21 protein-coding genes and 1 pseudogene are annotated in these 17908 nt (G+C 35.5%); 8 read left to right on the top strand and 14 right to left on the bottom strand.

Annotated features, from left to right (window positions below; all coding sequences use genetic code 11):
• Window positions 1-90: 90 nt before the first annotated feature.
• The 4 genes from ABXZ36_RS08380 to ABXZ36_RS08365 all read right to left on the bottom strand — a co-directional run bounded on the left by ABXZ36_RS08380 (window position 91) and on the right by ABXZ36_RS08365 (window position 3420).
• A complete protein-coding gene (locus ABXZ36_RS08380) occupies window positions 91-1050 on the bottom strand; it encodes a fatty acid desaturase family protein (protein WP_354615059.1) in 960 nt (319 codons plus the stop codon).
• A gap of 381 nt (window positions 1051-1431) precedes the next feature.
• Complete coding sequence (locus tag ABXZ36_RS08375; protein WP_354615058.1) at window positions 1432-2445, bottom strand: zinc-binding alcohol dehydrogenase family protein; 1014 nt, start codon at window positions 2443-2445, stop codon at window positions 1432-1434.
• 123 nt (window positions 2446-2568) lie between these two features.
• Entirely contained in the window at window positions 2569-3015 is a 447-nt protein-coding gene (locus ABXZ36_RS08370) for a hypothetical protein (RefSeq protein WP_354615057.1), read from the bottom strand.
• A 36-nt stretch (window positions 3016-3051) separates the two neighbouring features.
• Window positions 3052-3420, bottom strand: coding sequence for a ferredoxin reductase domain-containing protein (locus ABXZ36_RS08365; RefSeq protein WP_354615056.1), 369 nt, complete (start codon window positions 3418-3420; stop codon window positions 3052-3054).
• A 179-nt stretch (window positions 3421-3599) separates the two neighbouring features.
• On the opposite strand from ABXZ36_RS08365, the gene ABXZ36_RS08360 reads away from it, so the two are divergent.
• Together ABXZ36_RS08360 and ABXZ36_RS08355 are read left to right on the top strand one after the other, a co-directional pair.
• Window positions 3600-4169: a Crp/Fnr family transcriptional regulator gene (locus ABXZ36_RS08360; RefSeq protein ID WP_354615055.1), complete on the top strand. Its 570-nt coding sequence runs from the start codon at window positions 3600-3602 to the stop codon at window positions 4167-4169.
• Between the two features lie 68 nt (window positions 4170-4237).
• A complete protein-coding gene (locus ABXZ36_RS08355; RefSeq protein ID WP_354615054.1) occupies window positions 4238-4975 on the top strand; it encodes an acyl-CoA desaturase in 738 nt (245 codons plus the stop codon).
• Between the two features lie 93 nt (window positions 4976-5068).
• Here ABXZ36_RS08355 and ABXZ36_RS08350 read toward each other — a convergent pair whose 3' ends face one another.
• The 4 genes from ABXZ36_RS08350 to ABXZ36_RS08335 all read right to left on the bottom strand — a co-directional run bounded on the left by ABXZ36_RS08350 (window position 5069) and on the right by ABXZ36_RS08335 (window position 6867).
• Window positions 5069-5458: a hypothetical protein gene (locus ABXZ36_RS08350; RefSeq protein ID WP_354615053.1), complete on the bottom strand. Its 390-nt coding sequence runs from the start codon at window positions 5456-5458 to the stop codon at window positions 5069-5071.
• A complete protein-coding gene (locus ABXZ36_RS08345) occupies window positions 5455-5817 on the bottom strand; it encodes an ABA4-like family protein (RefSeq protein WP_354615052.1) in 363 nt (120 codons plus the stop codon). The genes ABXZ36_RS08350 and ABXZ36_RS08345 overlap by 4 nt, the downstream gene beginning before the upstream one ends.
• Before the next feature lie 430 nt (window positions 5818-6247).
• Window positions 6248-6631, bottom strand: coding sequence for a universal stress protein (locus tag ABXZ36_RS08340; protein ID WP_354615225.1), 384 nt, complete (start codon window positions 6629-6631; stop codon window positions 6248-6250).
• Window positions 6632-6639: 8 nt separating this feature from the next.
• Entirely contained in the window at window positions 6640-6867 is a 228-nt protein-coding gene (locus tag ABXZ36_RS08335; RefSeq protein WP_354615051.1) for a hypothetical protein, read from the bottom strand.
• A 383-nt stretch (window positions 6868-7250) separates the two neighbouring features.
• On the opposite strand from ABXZ36_RS08335, the gene ABXZ36_RS08330 reads away from it, so the two are divergent.
• Both ABXZ36_RS08330 and ABXZ36_RS08325 read left to right on the top strand, forming a co-directional pair.
• Window positions 7251-9575 (top strand): PAS domain-containing sensor histidine kinase, encoded by a 2325-nt coding sequence (locus tag ABXZ36_RS08330; RefSeq protein WP_354615050.1) that lies wholly within the window; start codon window positions 7251-7253, stop codon window positions 9573-9575.
• Window positions 9576-9588: 13 nt separating this feature from the next.
• The gene (locus ABXZ36_RS08325) at window positions 9589-9852 is read left to right on the top strand and encodes a response regulator (protein WP_354615049.1); all 264 of its coding nucleotides are present in this window, start codon (window positions 9589-9591) and stop codon (window positions 9850-9852) included.
• Between the two features lie 142 nt (window positions 9853-9994).
• Here ABXZ36_RS08325 and ABXZ36_RS08320 read toward each other — a convergent pair whose 3' ends face one another.
• Both ABXZ36_RS08320 and ABXZ36_RS08315 read right to left on the bottom strand, forming a co-directional pair.
• The gene (locus ABXZ36_RS08320; protein ID WP_354615048.1) at window positions 9995-10555 is read right to left on the bottom strand and encodes a DUF4251 domain-containing protein; all 561 of its coding nucleotides are present in this window, start codon (window positions 10553-10555) and stop codon (window positions 9995-9997) included.
• A gap of 98 nt (window positions 10556-10653) precedes the next feature.
• A complete protein-coding gene (locus ABXZ36_RS08315) occupies window positions 10654-11454 on the bottom strand; it encodes a BtpA/SgcQ family protein (protein ID WP_354615047.1) in 801 nt (266 codons plus the stop codon).
• A 65-nt stretch (window positions 11455-11519) separates the two neighbouring features.
• Between ABXZ36_RS08315 and ABXZ36_RS08310 the strand changes: the two genes are divergently transcribed.
• The 4 genes and pseudogenes from ABXZ36_RS08310 (at window position 11520) to ABXZ36_RS08295 (ending at window position 14045) form a co-directional block, all read left to right on the top strand.
• A complete protein-coding gene (locus ABXZ36_RS08310; RefSeq protein ID WP_354615046.1) occupies window positions 11520-12440 on the top strand; it encodes a PfkB family carbohydrate kinase in 921 nt (306 codons plus the stop codon).
• The gene (locus ABXZ36_RS08305) at window positions 12437-12577 is read left to right on the top strand and encodes a pseudouridine-5'-phosphate glycosidase (protein ID WP_354615045.1); all 141 of its coding nucleotides are present in this window, start codon (window positions 12437-12439) and stop codon (window positions 12575-12577) included. The genes ABXZ36_RS08310 and ABXZ36_RS08305 overlap by 4 nt, the downstream gene beginning before the upstream one ends.
• Window positions 12543-13342 (top strand): annotated as a pseudogene (locus ABXZ36_RS08300) (pseudouridine-5'-phosphate glycosidase). The gene ABXZ36_RS08305 and the pseudogene ABXZ36_RS08300 overlap by 35 nt, the downstream one beginning before the upstream one ends.
• Window positions 13343-13439: 97 nt before the next feature.
• Window positions 13440-14045, top strand: coding sequence for a pseudouridine synthase (locus tag ABXZ36_RS08295; RefSeq protein ID WP_354615044.1), 606 nt, complete (start codon window positions 13440-13442; stop codon window positions 14043-14045).
• 43 nt (window positions 14046-14088) lie between these two features.
• On the opposite strand, the gene ABXZ36_RS08290 is transcribed toward ABXZ36_RS08295, so the two are convergent.
• The 4 genes from ABXZ36_RS08290 to ABXZ36_RS08275 form a co-directional block, all read right to left on the bottom strand.
• On the bottom strand, window positions 14089-14592 hold the full coding sequence (locus ABXZ36_RS08290; RefSeq protein WP_354615043.1) for a GreA/GreB family elongation factor: 504 nt from the start codon (window positions 14590-14592) through the stop codon (window positions 14089-14091).
• A 63-nt stretch (window positions 14593-14655) separates the two neighbouring features.
• Complete coding sequence (locus tag ABXZ36_RS08285) at window positions 14656-15363, bottom strand: 3-keto-disaccharide hydrolase (RefSeq protein WP_354615042.1); 708 nt, start codon at window positions 15361-15363, stop codon at window positions 14656-14658.
• Window positions 15364-15373: 10 nt separating this feature from the next.
• Window positions 15374-16501, bottom strand: a complete 1128-nt coding sequence (locus ABXZ36_RS08280; protein WP_354615041.1) for a D-TA family PLP-dependent enzyme — start codon at window positions 16499-16501, stop codon at window positions 15374-15376.
• Between the two features lie 19 nt (window positions 16502-16520).
• Entirely contained in the window at window positions 16521-17855 is a 1335-nt protein-coding gene (locus ABXZ36_RS08275; RefSeq protein WP_354615040.1) for a sodium/glutamate symporter, read from the bottom strand.
• Window positions 17856-17908: the final 53 nt, after the last annotated feature.

Raw genomic sequence — 17908 nt, 5'->3', positions numbered from 1 at the left:
CAAAGCCGTTTTACTGGAATATTGAAAATATGTAGAAACTATAATTTAATTATAAAGGATAATTGATAGTCCACTTTTTTAATCCCCTTCTCATGTAGTTACCATCTCTTTTTTACCTAATAAACGTAGCATCTTGGTATGATCTATTATCGCACGGGCCATACTCTTTTTCACATGATAGGACATGCCAAAATCTTGAGCAGTATCTGCAACAATTTTAGTTAATTTTTTATAATGTATATGACATACATCTGGGAGTACATGATGTTCCACTTGGTAATTTAAACCACCTAACAGCCAAAATAACAACTTACTGTTTGGTGAAAAATTACTAGTGGTAGCAAATTGGTGCGCATACCAATCGTTTTTCATCATGCCTTTGGAATTTGGGAGTGGAAAGTCATTGACTGGCATAATATGCGCTATTTGAAAAACAATACTCACCAAAATCCCTGTAACAAAATGCATGCATAAAAATGCCAATAGAATTAACCACCAAGATTGGGATATCATTAGCATTGGTAATACAAGGGCATAGGAATAATAGAACAATTTCCAAGCAGTCATACCTACAAGCGCAGTTTTATATTCATTTTTTTTAGCTAAAAAGCCCATATCCCTATAGCGTTTTAGACGCACAAAATCCTTTGTCGTTATCCAAGATATGGTAGATATACTATAAAAAAACCAGATGTATATATGTTGATACTGGTGCACCCAATAGTGTTTGGCATGAGGTGAAAAACGCAAGAAAAAGGGGGCGTTAAGATCATCATCTGCCTCGTCAATATTCGTATAGGTGTGATGCAGTATATTATGCTGTATTTTCCAAACCGTGGCATTGGCTCCAATAAGATTAAAGGAATAGCCCAACAGCGTATTAATTCTTTTGTTTTTAGAATACGATCCGTGAATGGCATCGTGCATAACCCCCATTCCAATTCCGGCCATTCCAAAGCCACTTATAAGATAAAGTAAAAAAAGGAGCCAAACAGTTGTGACTGTTCCTGTAGCCAACACTATTAAGGGTACAAAAAATAAGGAAAGCATTATTATGGTCTTAACATACATGTTTGCATTGCCATTTCTACTCTCGTTATTGTTTTTAAAATAAAGATTTACTCGGCGCCTCAACGTTTTTGAGAAGTCGGAATTTACTGATCTTGAGAATTTTGGATTATCGATATATTTACATATTTAAATTAATAGACCACAAATATTTCATGTAATGCCCAACTATAAGCCTAATATTCAGTGTGCTGAAACCTCTGGATGAATACAACTTTTGAGAATGTACAAGGACTTTAATAAAATGGAGAAAATGAAGGATTGAGCATAAAGTTATAAAAATAGTCAACCTAAATAACCATCGTGCGTAAGGTAGTCTAAATAAACCGTGGTTTAAGAAACCTTTTGTTAAAGAATGGGTCTTTAAAATGTAATTACCGTCTTACCAATGGACTTTCCTGATTCCTGCATGTGATGCGCCTTTTTAAGATTTTCCACCGTGAAGCCTTCTAATGTAGTCGTTAAGGTTGGTTGAAGTGTACCTGCATCCAATAGATCCGCTATTTCATTTAGGATTTGATGTTGTTTCTCTATGTCCTCTGTGGTGTACATGGAACGGGTGTACATTAATTCCCAAGAAAAAGTAACACTTTTGTTTTTAAGTAAATTTAAGTTTAATGGGGCACTGCTCCCCGTAATGGAAACTATATGTCCCTGTGGTTTTATGATTTCTGTTGCGATTTTCCAATACCCTTCCAGATCCACAAAATCCAGAATATAATTTACTTGGCTGTGCCCTATCTTTTCCAATTCTTCTTTTAAGTGGTAGTGATTCACCACAAAATCTGCTCCTAACTTCATACACCATTTGCTGGAGTCTTCACGGGAACCCGTGGCAATTACGGTAAGATTCCCCAATTTTTTGGCTAACTGTATGGCAATAGAACCTACCCCGCCTGCCCCGGCAAGGATCAAAACAGATTTTCCCTTGTCTTTTTTCGGGTCAATCCTGATACGGTCAAAAAGCGCTTCATAGGCGGTTAAACTGGTTAATGGCATGGCAGCAGCTTCGGCAATGCTCATTGTTTTTGGTTTACGCCCTACTATACGTTCATCAATAATCTGGTATTCTGCATTGCAACCGCTTCTAGTGATATCACCGGCATAATAAACTTCATCACCAACTTTAAATTTAGAGGCCTCCTCTCCTACTGCTTCCACAATGCCAACAGCATCCCATCCAATGATTTTTGGAGTTTCCAATACCATATCCTTTGCCGCATTTTGTCTAATCTTATAATCAACAGGGTTCACGGATATTGCTGCTATTTTTACCAATAAATCATAACCCGAAGGAGTTGGTTTTTCAGTTTCAAACTCAATAAAGCTATCCTTTTCCGTGATGGGTAATGATTGTTTAAATCCTATTGCTTTCATAAAATATAAATTTCTTTAGCTTCCCATAAGACCTATTTGTGCTTTAAATATGGGTGCTTGTTTCATCAAATTTAAAAATAATGGGGAGAATGAACTCTTAACCTAAAACGAAAATTGATTCAATTACGAAGTCACTTTTTTAAAGGCCTCTTTAACTATGGCAATATCATTAAAGCCCCTAAATCCGCTGAATCCAATAGACAGTAAAGTACCATCGGCCAGTGTCAATGGCTGCCCCCCTACCCATCCAATAAGGTCAGGAAGTTCTATTGGGGCATCTTCGGGATCCATCCCTCCACCGAATACTATTTTTTCATAGTCACCGGTACTATGGCCTGTAATCCAAACTTGGCTTGCTTTTGTCCATGCCACTTTATAAAATTGTCGCTGCCTTATTTTGTCGGTACCAAAGAGCTTGCCGTAAATGGCACCCTCCTCAGTAATGATACACATAGCCACATTGCCCTCTGAAATATTCCAATCTTCAGGGCTGTTTTTATAGTTTGGGATTTGAACTTCTATTTCTTTAAAAACTGCTTGTATTATAAGATTGAGCTTACCTTGTTCCATTTTGAAATTATTTGAGGTGTTTGGTGTCAATAATTATTAAATGTATGAAATAGAAAGTAATACTCGTTCTGAAACGATATAATGTCTCATATATCTCTTGGATATAAAGGTTCCTTCTTCTTTGTACGTTATGGCGCCCCATGTATCATCAATAAGAAGCTGGCCTCCAACGTTAAGCATTTCTAGTTGTTCTGTGCCGCCATCAGGTGAAGGATATACCTTAATAGTAAATTCCAATTCATGATCATCTGGAAGACAGGTTATGGCAAATGGTCTCCTTTCATTTCTAAGTACGTCCTTGTCTATGGATATTTCTGTTGCTTGTTCTGGTGTAAACGTATAGTCCTTTGGCTGGTCCGTAGCAAGATATAATTCGTTGAGGGTGATGTGTTCTATTTTTTTCAATCATAAGTTTTTTGGTCAGTATTCTTCTGGATCAGTGTAAACAGATTTAGGTTAGCAATCACCATGTGCATTATAGCACCTATTTATGTAAATATAAATAAGGGTAATAGTGAGAATTACGCCTTATATGGGCATAACATTAATTATCTTTGTAAGCGAAATTCCTATGATTCAAAAATTTGGAACAGATTAAAGCATATTTAGATCAAGTAGCTGCCATTTCTAATCAAGATTGGGACTTTTTCACCTCAAAATTACAGCGTCGTAGTATACCGAAGAAGGATATTTTCTTAAAAGTTAATGAAATAGAAAATCACATTTCCTTTATAGAATCCGGTGTGGTGCGCTTATATATACCAAAGGAAAACCCCGAAAAGGAAATTACCTTTGGCTTTAGTTTTAAAGATCAGTTTGTTAGTGCCTATGATTCTTTCTTAACACAGACGCCTTCTGCTTATCAATTACAAGCATTAACAGATACTACTCTTTTGAGCATTACTTATGACGATTTACAATTGGTGTATAAAACAACCCAAATAGGAAATCTTATAGGAAGATTAACAGCAGAACGTCTCTTTTTAATAAAATCTAAACGCGAACAGAACTTATTAAATCTTACTGCAGAAGAACGTTACATTAACCTATTTAAAGAACGTCCAGAACTCTTAAAAGTAATTCCCTTAAAATACATCAGTTCCTATATTGGTGTTACTTCTCAAGCTTTAAGTAGGATTAGAAAACGTTTGTAATACCCGTTTAATTGATTTAGGTTCATTGTTTCTCTTATAACATCAAATTATCTTTGTAAAAAAAAGTTATGTTGATTGTTATTTTTGTTGCAGTGCTTTGGTATGGAGGCTTGTTTTTTCAATCTTTCTTTTTACATCGCTATGCGGCCCACCAGGTATTTACCATGTCAAAAACGATGGAACGTATTACGTTTGTTTTGACTTGGATTTTTCAAGGCCCAAGCTACCTAAGTGCCTATGGTTATGGTATTATGCATCGGATGCACCATGCCTACACAGATACTGAAAAGGATCCTCATTCTCCATCTCATGATGCTAATTTATTTGCGATGATGTGGAAAACCAAAACAATCTATCAAGATATTAATACACAACGTATAGAGATTGATCAACGTTTTACCAAAAATGTTCCTCAATGGAAGGGATTTGACCTCTTTGCGAGTTCTAGATTTTCTCGTTTGCTTTGGATTGCCGCTTACATATTATTCTTTGTATTTTTTGTGACATCTTGGTGGCAATGGTTATTATTACCTGTAACGTTTTTAATGGCTCCTATACATGGAGTAATCATTAACTGGTTTGGTCATATTTATGGCTATGCTAATTATACCATGAAAAACACAAGTAAAAATCTTTTTCGTTTTGATTTTTTAATGATGGGCGAAGGGTATCACAATAATCATCATAAACATGCAAGTAGCGCTAATTTTGGTGTAAAATGGTATGAGATTGATATTACTTATTTGATTATAAAATTATTGGATGCAACTGGTTTTATCCGGTTAAAACCAATCGCAATTAAATAATAATTCAACGCTATTTTTTTTGGGATGCTAACCCATACATATGGTTGGAAGATTATTTTAATGTTTAAAGGGCATTCACAAAATACATCTGCATCATCCCTCTGTTTTTAACTTGGATTTCACCTCTGGGTTCACAAACAAACTATATTTGTTGTAATGTGCTTGTATGCCCCTGGATGCCTGGAATACAACAATTACTGTTTCGATCAACAAAGTCCAAGCAACGATATTGTTGATGCTATTTTTCTTTCTTTTCGTATATGGATAGAACCTTATGAGATAGCCTACTGTCATGATGTAAATACCATCCGAAATCGAGAATTTAAGTGGTTTTATCCATACGTTTACACCCATTACTATTCTCTCATCTATAAAGAGCCCTGCCAAGCATCCGATGGCCAAGAATAAATGGATCAAAACAATGGTATAAAGAATAGGACTTTCTTCTTTTACAGTTTTGATAACCTTAGCTAAGTGATTCATGATTGCCTTTGTTTAATTCCCTTGATGATCATAAAGAGCAGAAAGCCCAATGGACCAAATATAAATGTTCCAATGAGACAAGGAAGCAATAGTAATTGGTGAATTCCTAATTTTTTATTTTCATCTAACATCCACATGCCTACCAGTAAATCAAAAGCCAGATAGTGCACCCACCCAGCCAGCACGGCATTTTCTTCCGTAAATAAGGCCATAATAGCAGAAAGACTTCCAAAATCCATCCCCCCTCCTATTTGCATCGCTTGAAAAATATAAATAGCATAGACTAGTGCCAGTGCCAAGGGAATTATCTTAAAATCAATTAAAAAACGAGTCACTTTCCATTTGGGCAGTACAATCATCAGGAGCTACATAGGCAAAACTGATGTGTTTACCACAGAAAAAACTTCGGGTGGAGTCATTACGCTAGGTTTAATAGGTTGGAACGATACAAGGTATTAAATTTCCCTTAAAACGTAAACAATATTTTGAAAGTAGTAAAAGATAAGTCGATACAATACACCATTTTAAAGGTATTTGCACGGCAAGGACACCTTAATTGCACGGTTTAGCACATATGGAACAAAAAAAGCAATCAATACCTCCAAGATTAAGTACTTATTCCTATTTATAAAGTAGGATAGGGATGTCTAGCCTACGTACCATTTCTTTTATGGCGGTGCTTGTGAATTAGTGTTATTTGGAATGCAAAATAGTTGTGTATCGGTACGCACAATATAGGAGGTTATCGCCTCTATCCCTTTAATTTCGCCTTGAGGAAAGATGCAGGATTTAGTATTTTTTTTGAGAAGCAGCATTGGTTTCTAATGAAGACATTTTACTTCGAATACCAAAATACCTTACAGAGCGAGTTGATTCGTTTAAGTGATTAATAATTTGAAAATCACTTTTTTCTATAGCTTCACCAAAAAATCCAAGAGATAAATCAGAAAAGTAATGTACTTCCCGATTACTGCTACATATTAAAACACTAGTATCACAATTGTCTATCACAAATTGGGTTACTTTATCCCCTATAAAATCTAAAAATTTAGATTTTCGTTTTCCGAGAATTATAAGATTCGGTTGTATTTCTTTCACTTTATCTAAAATGCAATTTTGGATATTTCCCAAATCCATAGTGAAGCTAAAAGCAACTCCTTCCTCCTCTTCTATGGTTGACGTTATCCTTTTGCCTTAGCAAGTGTTTCTTTATGATTTTCTCGTAAATTCCCATTGAGGGTAAGTGGATTTTGTTCTTGAGCAAAAGGTTTTACAGTTTCAACATAGTAGGTATGTATGTTACTATTGGTTACTTTCACCAACTTCGCGGCATTTCGTAACGCGATTATAGACGCTTTTGAAAAATCAGTCAAAACTAAAATAGTGTTGCTTGGGATAGTATTATTCATATCTAAACTCTATTAAGTATTAAACACCTAAAAAAATAGGAGCTCTATCCATGAGGTCCTTTATAGACTTAATGCTTATTGAAAGCTTAAAATAATATAATTCTTATTTATATTTAAAAATTTAACGATAGCTTAAAAAATTTGTCTCAATTTAAAAGAGTAACCTCTAAAATGAAATACAAAATTAATTTTTGGTCTTTTACTACAGTGGCTAAAATGTGAGTTAATTTGGTGCAACGTGAAGGTTAAAGGAAGGCAAAATGGGCATTATTTTTTTATAACAACTTATCATCCCTCTTTAAAAAAGAATTAGTTCTCTATTTTGGTTAATTTTATATTTTTAAAGTCCCATTAATTGTTTAAATTGTTGATAAAAGGGTTTTATGTATGTTCTAGCTTCAATTCTAATTGAATTCTTATTGATTGCTACCTTCATTCTTGTATTATTCAATCTTAGGGACAAAATAGGTTTAGCTCCAGTATACATACTTATTGGAAGTTTACAATATTTTCAAGTTAACCTAGAGAATCTGGTCAGTTTTAAATTTTTAGGCGAATATCCAGTGTATCCTGGATCTATTGTTTTGTTCAGTGCTGTTTTATTCTCAGTTCTATTAATATATATCAAGGAGGGGGTACTGAGTGCTAGAACGCTTATATTAGGTATACTCATCTCTAATCTGTTCTTATCCGGACTATTTGAAATAACTTCTACCCAAGATTACTTTGTTAGAAAATTTTATGGAGCAGACGTTAGTGGTAATTCGGTTTTTAGCATAGACTACAAATTTTTTAGTGTTGGGTCTATCATATTATTTATAGACTTTTTTCTTCTGGTTATTGTTTATCAGTTTTTAATAACTAAAATAAAAAAGCCATTTTTCTTCCTAACGCTCTTCTTATCGCTTTGGTCAGTTTTAATTTTCGATGCCCTGGTTTTTAATACTACCCTATTTTTTGGAACGACCTATTTTAAATACTCTTTAATTGGACATATTTTTGGAAAAACCCTTTCCGCACTTTTATATTCCAGCGTACTTTATATTTATTTAACCTATGTTGATAAGGGGGTAAAAACCACTTCTTTTATAACCGATCAAAAGCGGGATATTTTTTCCATACTATTTTACAAGAAAAAATATATGAGTCTTAAAATTGAAAAAGAAAATGTTGAGGAAAAATTAATTTCAGAGAAAAAGGAGGTAGATGAAGCACTATTAGAAAGTGAGGCCTTTAATAAAGGTATTCTCTCATCGCTAAGCGCTCATATTGCAGTAATAGATAGTACCGGAAAAATTTTAGCAGTAAATAAAGCGTGGAATGACTTTTCCTTAAACAATGGGGAACTTAATCTAGAGCGTACCTCTGTAGACAGTAATTATATAGAAGTATGCGAGAAGGCATTGGCCATGGGAGATACATTGTCTGAAAAAGTTTTAGAAGGTATACGGTCCGTTCTCAACAAATCAGCACCTAATTTTATTGTAGAATATCCATTTCATGCGCCAACAGGAAAATGTTGGTTTTCGTTGAATATAGTACCTTTTGGAACAACGTCGAATAAGTTAGTTATTTCACACACTAATGTGACTCAACTTATAGCTGTAGAAGAAAAACTAGAACGTTCCAATGAAAAATTAAAAGAAGCACAGCGAACCGCAAAAATTGGCAGCTGGGAAATAAATCCTAGTACAAAGGAAGTAGATTTCTCAGATGAGATGTACAACATTCTTGAAATAGACAAAGAAACTAAAGAAGATTTATATGGGCTTTACAGATCTAAATGTATGCCCGAAGATGATGAGAGATTTGAGGAGTTGACTACTAATGCCATAAAAAATGGAAAGGGGTATTCCATTGGTTATTACATTAAGTCCAGAGATAACAACTTAAAATATATTCATGAAATTGTAGAAATAGTAAAAGACGCAAGTGGAAAGACTATAAAATTAAAGGGTACTTTACAAGATGAGACCAAAAATAAACTGATTAATGACCAACTTTCACAAAAAAATGAAGAGCTCTTAAAAGCAAATAAAGAGTTAGACCGTTTTGTGTATAGTGCTTCCCATGATTTGAGGGCCCCATTGACTTCCTTAAGAGGATTGATTCAAATTGTAGAGATGACTCAGAAACCGGAACATGAAGAATTTAAAGAGCCGCTGTCTTTAATGTCTACCACCATAGATAAAATGGACGTATTTATTAGAAGTATTTTTGATTATTCAATGAATGCAAGAGCAAAAATAACTGTTGAAAAAATTGATTTTGAGGAGGTATTAGGGTCTATCTGGGAAAGCTTGAAGTATATGAATATTAAGTATACTCCAAAAGTTAAAATAGACATTAAACAAAAAGTAGATTTTTTTTCAGATAAGAAGCGACTTGAGATTATCTTGCAAAACCTAGTATCCAATGCCATTAAATATTACGATACAAACAAAACAGAGAATTTTGTACATATTACCGTTACGGCAGATGCTAAGGCGGCCAAGATTATCATAGAAGACAACGGTATTGGTATTGGTAGAGAACATATTGATAAAATATTTGAAATGTTTTATCGAGCAACAAAAGAATCTACTGGCTCGGGTATGGGAATGTATATTGTTAAGGAAACTTTAGATAGATTACAAGGTTCTATAAAGATTGAATCTGAATTAAGTAAAGGATCCAAATTTATCCTTTCTATTCCCAACGCTATTTAACATCTGTTTAGCTATGGCTGTCAATGAAATATTACTAATTGATGATAATTATATTGATAATTTTATCAATAAAATAATAGTTGCAAAAGAAAATATAACAAAGAACGTTACTGTAATGCTTTTTTCTCTAGAGGCCTTGGATTACCTAAAAAACAAAAGGAGAGGAGTTCCTGAACTCATCTTCTTGGATATTAAAATGGCAGAAATGGATGGTTTTGAATTTTTAGATGAATTTGAAAAATTATTGGACGAGCAAAAGAAAAGTGCAATATTTTAATGCTTAGTTCTTCCCATAATATGCAAGATATTGAGACGGCTAAAAAAAATCCACATGTACTAGAATATCTTATTAAGCCATTGGATTCTTCAAAATTAAATGCTATTCTAAAGTTATTGATCTAATACTAACTAGATTGTCCTTATTTAACGCTAAGAAGTGGCTCCGCGTTACCCCTATACTGTATTGAAAACCGTTGGGAACTGTTCACGGTAATGTTACTGGATAAGTTTGGAGATATGGTAATAAACACTCGGAAAGATTCGGTTTTATTATTAATGTTAAAGTTTATTTTTTTGCTTTGTGTCTTTTCATCGTCTGTTACTTCATAGTTTTTAGGAATACCCTTAAATTGAATTGCATTGGTATTAATAGAATACCCGGCACCCATTTGACGTTCTCCGTAATAAGGTAAATAGGCAGCTATAGTATCGACTTCAACTTTTAAAAAATTTGAATTTCCAATGAGGCTGATTTGGCTTCCTGTACTTCCTACCGGTAAAAGTCCGGCATTGGAAAGGGTGTTCATGCTATTGGTCATTAAGGGCATTGCCCAATCTGAATCAATCTGGAATGATTTAGATGCAACCAACTCTTCCAGCTGTTTTATTTGCACCTTGGAAGTAACCGTTTTTGAGGAAGTACAACAATTGATTAAAAGTCCACCTATCAATATAACTAAATACCTAAAATTCAATTTCACAATATCCCTTATTTATTCTGGGTATGTGAATTTATGGACTTTTGTGATAGGTACGTTTTAAAGTTTTTATAAAATTTACGAATACCTCTAAGATGGGATTAAAAACTTCTAACAAGCTTCATAAACGCTGATACGCGATTGTAATCTAGTTCATTTTCCCAATATCCTTCTTTTTTGAAATGGGAGCCAATAATTATTCCATTGCACAAGGACCAATAATCAGCAATATTGTCCTTTGTTATTCCAGAGCCTATTAGGACGGGTATAGCCATATCTTTTAAGGTTTTTAACTCCTCAATCGATGCAGAAATCCCAGTATGGCTACCCGTGACAATAACCCCATCACTCAGAAAAAATTGGGCTGCCTTGGCAGTGTCCAATAGGCTGACATCTTCAGTAATGGCATGGGAACTATGTTTTTTTTTAATATCCGTAAATATAGCAACATCTTCTGCTCCTATTTTCTTTCTGTAGCGCAGTAGTTTTGCGGCTTGGGCTTCAATAATACCCTCATCAGCGACATGGGCAAAAACAAAGCCTTCTACACGAATAAAATCAAGTCCGGCTGCTTTAGCGGCTGCAAGGGCCTCCATATTTGCCCCAGCTAATATTTGTATGCCCACGTGTACGTTGGTCCTTTGTTTTATAAGATGCCCAATTAAGGTCATAAGGGTACTTATTTCATGACCAACGCTACCATTTAGGTAAGGAACATCGTGCATATTTTCTAACATGATGGCATTTATTCCTGCTCTTTTATAGATATCTGCCTCCAATAAAGCAGCATTTATAATTTCTGAAGAATTCAAGGTATTTTTTGGAGTACCTGGTAAGGCCTTAAGATGAACCATGCCTATAACCGGCTTTATTCCGCTAAAAACTGAGGTAAATTTTTTCATGAAATTCATCTTGTTTCCTTAAAATTACGTAAATTTAAGAAGGTATTTATCTAATAATCAGAAAGATGTCAAACATTCCAAAAGTAACGGTGATTGGTGCTTCCAATGTTGATTTAATAGGACTTACCACCGAAAAATTGATTTTCGAGGATTCCAATATTGGGATGATTGACACAATTCTCGGTGGAGTTGGTCGGAATATGGCTGAAAATTTAAAACATTTAGGATTTGATGTAGACTTTTTAAGTGTTTTTGCAGACGATGAGTTTTCCAAAACCCTAAAAAAATCGTGTAGGGATTTCGGCATTGCCATAGATCATAGTCTTACAGTTAAAAGAAGTAGAACTTCACTATATGTAGCTATAATGGATCATTATCATGATTTGGCATTGGCCTTATCGGCTATGGATATTTACGATGATATTCCCCAAAGTTTTATTTTGGATAATCTAGATGTAATAGCTGGAAATGAATATTGTGTTTTGGAAACCAACCTACCCGTTTCTATTTTGGAATTAGTGACCGAAAAACTTCCCAATACTAAATTTGCCTTGGAGGCAGTATCAGCAAAAAAAGCCCTTAAAGCATTAACTGTTATTGATAGGCTGCACATTTTAAAATGTAATGCCAAAGAGGCAGAATTGTTAAGCAACATTGCCGTTAAATATGAAAGTGATTATGAAAAGATGATTGAATATTTCTTAGGGTTGGGCGTAAAAAAAGTATTTATCACCCTAGGTAAGGATGGTGTGGCCTACGGAGACGAAAATGAAATCTTTATCAATAAAAATAACATCCTTATCCCAGTCAATACCAACGGTGCGGGTGATGCTTTCATGGCCGGACTCATTTATGGAGAAACAAAGGGACTAAGTTTATATGATATGGTAAACTTTGCCACTGGTTGTGCCCAAATCACTATTCAGCATAAAAATGCCGTTCATCCTGATATCTGCGAACAAATGGTTTTAAAGACCATGCAATGATTGCAACCTTACTTGACATTGATTCCGAAGTTAAAAAAGCTATATCCAAAAGATTGCCCATAGTGGCATTGGAATCTACCATCATCTCTCACGAAATGCCCTATCCTCAAAAATATAGAGACCGCTTTACATATTGAACAAATCTTACGTGATAAGGGTGTTGTTCCAGCGACCACTGCCCTATTGAATGGCAAGATCAAAGTAGGGTTGACAAAAAAAGAACTTGTTTATCTTGCCAAATCGGGTCCTAAAATAATAAAAGCAAGCCGTAGAGATCTACCCTATTTATTGTCCAAAAATATAGATGGAGCAACCACCGTAGCAGCTACCATGATAGCTGCTCATTTGGCTGGCATTAAAATTATGGCCACTGGAGGTGTTGGTGGGGTGCACCGAGGGGCTTAGGAAAGTTTTGACATCTCCGCGGATCTGCAAGAGTTGGCTCAAACCAACGTAGCAGTGGTCTGTGCAGGGATTAAATCTGTTCTTGATATTGGTTTAACTTTGGAATACTTAGAAACGTTTGGGGTACCCATTATTGGATATAAGACCTTTGAGTTGCCTGCCTTCTATTGCCAAAAGAGTGGGTTTAGCGTTAATTATAAGATGGACTCTGCTAAGGAGATTGCTAAAATGTTAAAAATAAAGTGGTGCCTTTTCTTGAATGGAGGTGTAATTGTAGCCAACCCTATTCCAAAGGATAAGGAACTGCCATTAGAGGTAATGCAGCAAGCCATTGAAGAGGCACTTTTGGAAGAGCAAAAGCTAGGAATAAAGGGAAAGGAAAGCACTCCTTTCTTTTAGGGAAGGTAAGGGAATTAACTGATGGCTCTAGCTTAAATGCAAATATTGAGTTGGTCTATAACAATGTTAGGTTAGCGGCGGATATTGCTAAAGAATAAAACCAGCTAGACTAAAAATTTAGAGAAAAATAGGCTGAAAAATGTATAAAAATGCATCTTTGAAAAAAATTTCATAACAGCACTATATTGGTCTTCCATGATTAAAACAAATCACCAACATTTTAAGATCTACAAGCCCTTTGGAATGCTCAGTCAGATGGGCTCAAATGACTCCAAAGAGGTTAGAAATAAGCGATTTTTAGGAGATCTTTATAATTTCCCTGACGGAATTATGCCCGTTGGTCGATTAGATGAAAAGTCGGAAGGGCTGCTGCTAATGACAACCGATGGAAAACTGAGTGATACCATTAACCGTTCTGGGGTAGAAAAAGAATATTATGCCCAGCTAGATGGGGAGATTACCAAAGCAGCAACAGATCATTTAAAAACAGGAATAGAAATAGGTTTTGGTGGTAAACGCTATATCACTAAACCTTGTGAAGTACAAAAAATTGATACTCCTTCCTTACTTTCTGAAGCAGATCCGAGTTTGCGGATAGGAAGGCATAGACCCACCTCTTGGATTAGTATTGTTTTAATTGAAGGAAAGTTTAGACAAGTACGTAAAATGACTGCAGCTGTTGGTTTTCCTACCTTGAGATTGGTGCGTATTAGAATTGGTGGAATAACGTTGAAAGATCTTGCCCCTTTAGAGGTTAAAGAAATAAGGGTGTCTTCCCAAGACGACATTAGTGATGTTTAAATGTACATAATTGGCAAGTTTAAATTTAAAGAAGGCCGTATAATTAAGGATATTCAATTTTTAAAATTTCGAAAATTCTATTTCCCGACTCTAATTTTAAGATGGCCTGGTCCCCTACTTTTTTATGGTTCAGGATTTTTGCCAATGGAGAGGTAAATGCGATTTTACCTTTGGCAATATCCGCTTCATCGACTCCAACGATCTGGAGATTTTGTGTTTTTACAGTACCATCTATTTTCAATTGGATTTTAGCTCCAAATCGTATACTATTTCTCTCTTGGCTGCTAGAGTCAATTTGTCTGGCACTATGTATTCTGTCATTCAATAATTGGAGTTTCCCATTAATTACCAACAGTGCAATTCTTCTTTCATTGGCATATGAAATGTCTACATTACTGCGTTCTTGCAATAGTGATTCTCTTTCATCCATTAATTGCCTTAATCCCAATGAGGTAACGTAATTAATTTCTCCTACTGACAAGTGTGCCCTTGGGGAAATAATAGGGATCTCTTCTTGGTCATCTTCCTTTACAAAGGCTCTACTCATATATTTAGTTTAATGCTATCTTAATAAGATACCAAAAAATAAGTAGGATTCCAAGTCTACTTCCTATTCAAGGTCCTCACTAAGTCCTATGATAGGGCTAAGATCCAATTTCCTAAACTCTACTTCGGATCCTTCGGCTTGCACGGCAATCTGCCCGCTATTAGCCGTAGCATTATATCCATAATTTGCCAATGTACCATTCACCCAAACTTTGATCTCATTTTTAAAACATTCGATCACCATGGTATTCCATTCCCCTAATAGTTTTTCCTGGCCATTGCTCAAATTTTCAATACGCCTATTGGTACCCTCTGTAATACCCCATGATTCCTTGGGACCTCTTCGTTCAACCATATTATCGGCCGTAATATCTTCCACAATAACCCAGAAATCCCCTGCGTTTTCATGTTCCATTTGCACCTCAATGGATTTTGGGAACATTTTATAAAGGGCCCTTGGTGTGGAAGCGTGCACCAATATTCCGCAATTTCCAGGTTCTCCTGTAAAGCGGTATTCAATATCCAATCTATAATTAGTATAGTCGGCATCTGTGATCAGATGACCTCTTGGTGTTCCGAGGCTTACCAGATTACCTTCTCGTAGGATAAAGGGTGTTACAGTGCTGGTATCCGTATCCATTTCTGGGGCATCTACATGCCAGCCATCCAAGTCTTGTCCGTTGAAAAGAGGTATAATTGTTTGTGTATTACAGGCAGCTATTACAAGCATTGTGGAATAAAGAAAGAATAGTTTTTTTATGGATTTGATCATAAAAGTCGCGTTAAATAGTAATTTTTCTTTTTCGTGCCGTAATCTGCCAAGTGTCTATCTTATTCCCATTTTCTATGACCGAAACCTCGTCATATAGGTTGATGGTGGGACAAATATGATAAGGTATCCCATAGAAAACATCTCCAACCACTATTTCATCCCAATTCTTAACTTTAAGTACTCCATGTTCCTCACTTTGTGATAACAGTTCATAATCACAAAGATTAAGAAACTTCACGCGATTATGAATAGGATTCTCCGCCGATACCGCCTTATGTCCAAGATCTAGGGTTATGATTCCTTTTTTAGGCTTGGAAATAACACGAGTTATCAAAAGGGCAGCATATTTAAATTTTTGCTCCACCAATTTATCATCGTAACCCCAATCCCAAAGTAGACAGGTTCCTGGGCTACAAACACGGGCATCTTCTAACAAGTGTGAAGTAAAGGAAGGCGTGCCACCACAAATGAGTTGGAAGTTGGGATTGTCCTTTTTCAATTCATCATACAGTACGTTTATCTTTTTAAGTCCTTGTTCTACCTCCATTTTTCGTTCTTGAAAATCACTATTCCTCAAATGGCCATCATAAACATGTAATCCTTTGAAATGTAATGATTTAAGAATTTTTATTTCTAAAATTAGTTCATCTAACCCTGTTCCCGTTTCTATCCCGGAGCGATCCATGCCATTATTGATATCGATGAATATATTGCATTGCAGATTAGCATTTAAGGCTATCTTATTTAGCTGATTGGCAGAAGCGACATTATCAATTAGGGTTGAGAATTCGATATTCGGATATTGTTGCATTAACGTAATAAATCTCCCGATTTTGGGTCCTACCAATTGATGCGCCAATAAAAGTGTCGTAGCCCCTTCTTGTGAAGCCATTTCGGCTTCCGCTATTGTTGAGGCTTTAAACTTTGTAATACCAGCAGATATCATTTCGGCAATGACCTTTGGCATTTTGTTGGTTTTAACATGGGGCATTAGCCTGAAGACATCGTTGTCTACCATAGTCTTCATCTTTTGTATGTTGAATAGCAACCGGTCTTTATATAAGGCGATGGACGGGGAATCCATTTCTGAAACATTGTTGATAAGGTACCAGTTGGATGCTAAATTACCTTGGGTCATAGATTCTTTATTTATTAAATTAAGACACTTTATATCTCCTATTGAATTTCTTAATTAAGATATAAAGGATTATTCCTCCAAGCAAACATCCTAGGGTAAAATGCCATTGAAAACCCTGGCTAGCTAAAATTGGAAAAAACACCAAACAAAGTACTTCAAAAGGGGTCACCCCTATATACCCCAAGGCAAAGACTGGCAATGTTTCAGATTTTGCTTCGGGATCTACCATCCGTAACAAGGCAATCCCAATGGCTGTTACCCCCAAAGACATACCCCATAAAAAAATAGATTTTTCGAACCAATAAGTGCTGAATAGTTTTGGACCCATAAAGCGAAACAAAAAAATGGCTAAGACGATGCCTAAAATAAATATTAGGAGCAAAGGACCTGCAAACTTAACCACCACCGCAGTTTTTATGGAGGCGATCCCGAAGATGACAATGAGGTCTGCAAATAGCCCACAAATTCTACTCATCAGCTTTGGATCAAAATATTGCATCAACCTTAATTTGGATAACAAAGCCTTTAGCAGTAACCCAACGATAAAAGCAAAGGAAAAGGAAGCAATGGTATAGCCGCTTAAAAAAGGCTTGGTACTATTAGTAAGGAAAATCCCGGTAAATCCTACAAAAACAACAAGCATAAGATGCATAAGCAATGGATCTATGGCTATGTTGGAGAATGTAGCCATGCCAATGGACTTCTGATCCTTTAGGGCTATCAATCCGGTTTTATAACTGTTGGGTAACTCATTAAAATTTTTAATAAAAGAGGTATGTTTCTTTTTTATTCCCCATTGTACCATTATTACCCCTCCCATGGTAGCAGAAAATATGCCCACTGTAGCACTTGTCATAGCCAAAGATTGTGCCTCTTCCCATTGCAAATTAGAGGCAAACGATTCCCCAATGGCTGCTGCGGTGCCATGGCCTCCAAAAAAACCAGTAGCCAATATCGCTCCAAAACTGCTATGTATTTCTGGGTAAAGCCAACTTAAAAAAGTAAGCCCAAACAATAGCCCTATCCCCCATTGCAGCAAAAGGATAATGATGGAGGCTCCCCCAATTTGTAACGTATTTCTTTTAAACTCTCTTGATTTATCCTTTTTAATGTCGAAAGTAAACGGTAAAGAGCCAAAAAGAAAAGCAATCATAATACCGGGATAAGATCCTATTTCATCTGAAAACGATACTATTTCTAACCCATTGCTTCCTAAAAGCAACCCCAATAAGCCCGTAATGATGCTCACTGGAATAAATAACTTTTGTAAAATTGTGATTCTATTTCTAAGAATAAAACCAATTAATAGAAGGATGGAAATCAATCCCAGATCTTGAATAAAACTTGAAGGCATGAATATATTTTAAATTGTATTAAACACCTTACATAGAGGAGTATACGATAAGT

It is taken from the genome of Sediminicola arcticus (assembly GCF_040566695.1).
Lineage (GTDB): Bacteria > Bacteroidota > Bacteroidia > Flavobacteriales > Flavobacteriaceae > Sediminicola > Sediminicola arcticus.
Note: the sequence above shows the minus strand (reverse complement) of the source record. Positions and strands in the feature narration are given on the sequence as shown.

Bases quoted from the DNA above. Each gene is read 5' to 3' on its own strand.
- ABXZ36_RS08380 (WP_354615059.1), bottom strand. From the start codon at position 1,050: ATGCTTTCCTTATTTTTTGTACCCTTAATAGTGTTGGCTACAGGAACA.
- ABXZ36_RS08375 (WP_354615058.1), bottom strand. From the start codon at position 2,445: ATGAAAGCAATAGGATTTAAACAATCATTACCCATCACGGAAAAGGAT.
- ABXZ36_RS08370 (WP_354615057.1), bottom strand. From the start codon at position 3,015: ATGGAACAAGGTAAGCTCAATCTTATAATACAAGCAGTTTTTAAAGAA.
- ABXZ36_RS08355 (WP_354615054.1), top strand. From the start codon at position 4,238: ATGTTGATTGTTATTTTTGTTGCAGTGCTTTGGTATGGAGGCTTGTTT.
- ABXZ36_RS08350 (WP_354615053.1), bottom strand. From the start codon at position 5,458: ATGAATCACTTAGCTAAGGTTATCAAAACTGTAAAAGAAGAAAGTCCT.
- ABXZ36_RS08345 (WP_354615052.1), bottom strand. From the start codon at position 5,817: ATGATTGTACTGCCCAAATGGAAAGTGACTCGTTTTTTAATTGATTTT.
- ABXZ36_RS08335 (WP_354615051.1), bottom strand. From the start codon at position 6,867: ATGAATAATACTATCCCAAGCAACACTATTTTAGTTTTGACTGATTTT.
- ABXZ36_RS08330 (WP_354615050.1), top strand. From the start codon at position 7,251: ATGTATGTTCTAGCTTCAATTCTAATTGAATTCTTATTGATTGCTACC.
- ABXZ36_RS08325 (WP_354615049.1), top strand. From the start codon at position 9,589: ATGGCTGTCAATGAAATATTACTAATTGATGATAATTATATTGATAAT.
- ABXZ36_RS08315 (WP_354615047.1), bottom strand. From the start codon at position 11,454: ATGAAAAAATTTACCTCAGTTTTTAGCGGAATAAAGCCGGTTATAGGC.
- ABXZ36_RS08310 (WP_354615046.1), top strand. From the start codon at position 11,520: ATGTCAAACATTCCAAAAGTAACGGTGATTGGTGCTTCCAATGTTGAT.
- ABXZ36_RS08305 (WP_354615045.1), top strand. From the start codon at position 12,437: ATGATTGCAACCTTACTTGACATTGATTCCGAAGTTAAAAAAGCTATA.
- ABXZ36_RS08295 (WP_354615044.1), top strand. From the start codon at position 13,440: ATGATTAAAACAAATCACCAACATTTTAAGATCTACAAGCCCTTTGGA.
- ABXZ36_RS08290 (WP_354615043.1), bottom strand. From the start codon at position 14,592: ATGAGTAGAGCCTTTGTAAAGGAAGATGACCAAGAAGAGATCCCTATT.
- ABXZ36_RS08285 (WP_354615042.1), bottom strand. From the start codon at position 15,363: ATGATCAAATCCATAAAAAAACTATTCTTTCTTTATTCCACAATGCTT.
- ABXZ36_RS08280 (WP_354615041.1), bottom strand. From the start codon at position 16,501: ATGACCCAAGGTAATTTAGCATCCAACTGGTACCTTATCAACAATGTT.
- ABXZ36_RS08275 (WP_354615040.1), bottom strand. From the start codon at position 17,855: ATGCCTTCAAGTTTTATTCAAGATCTGGGATTGATTTCCATCCTTCTA.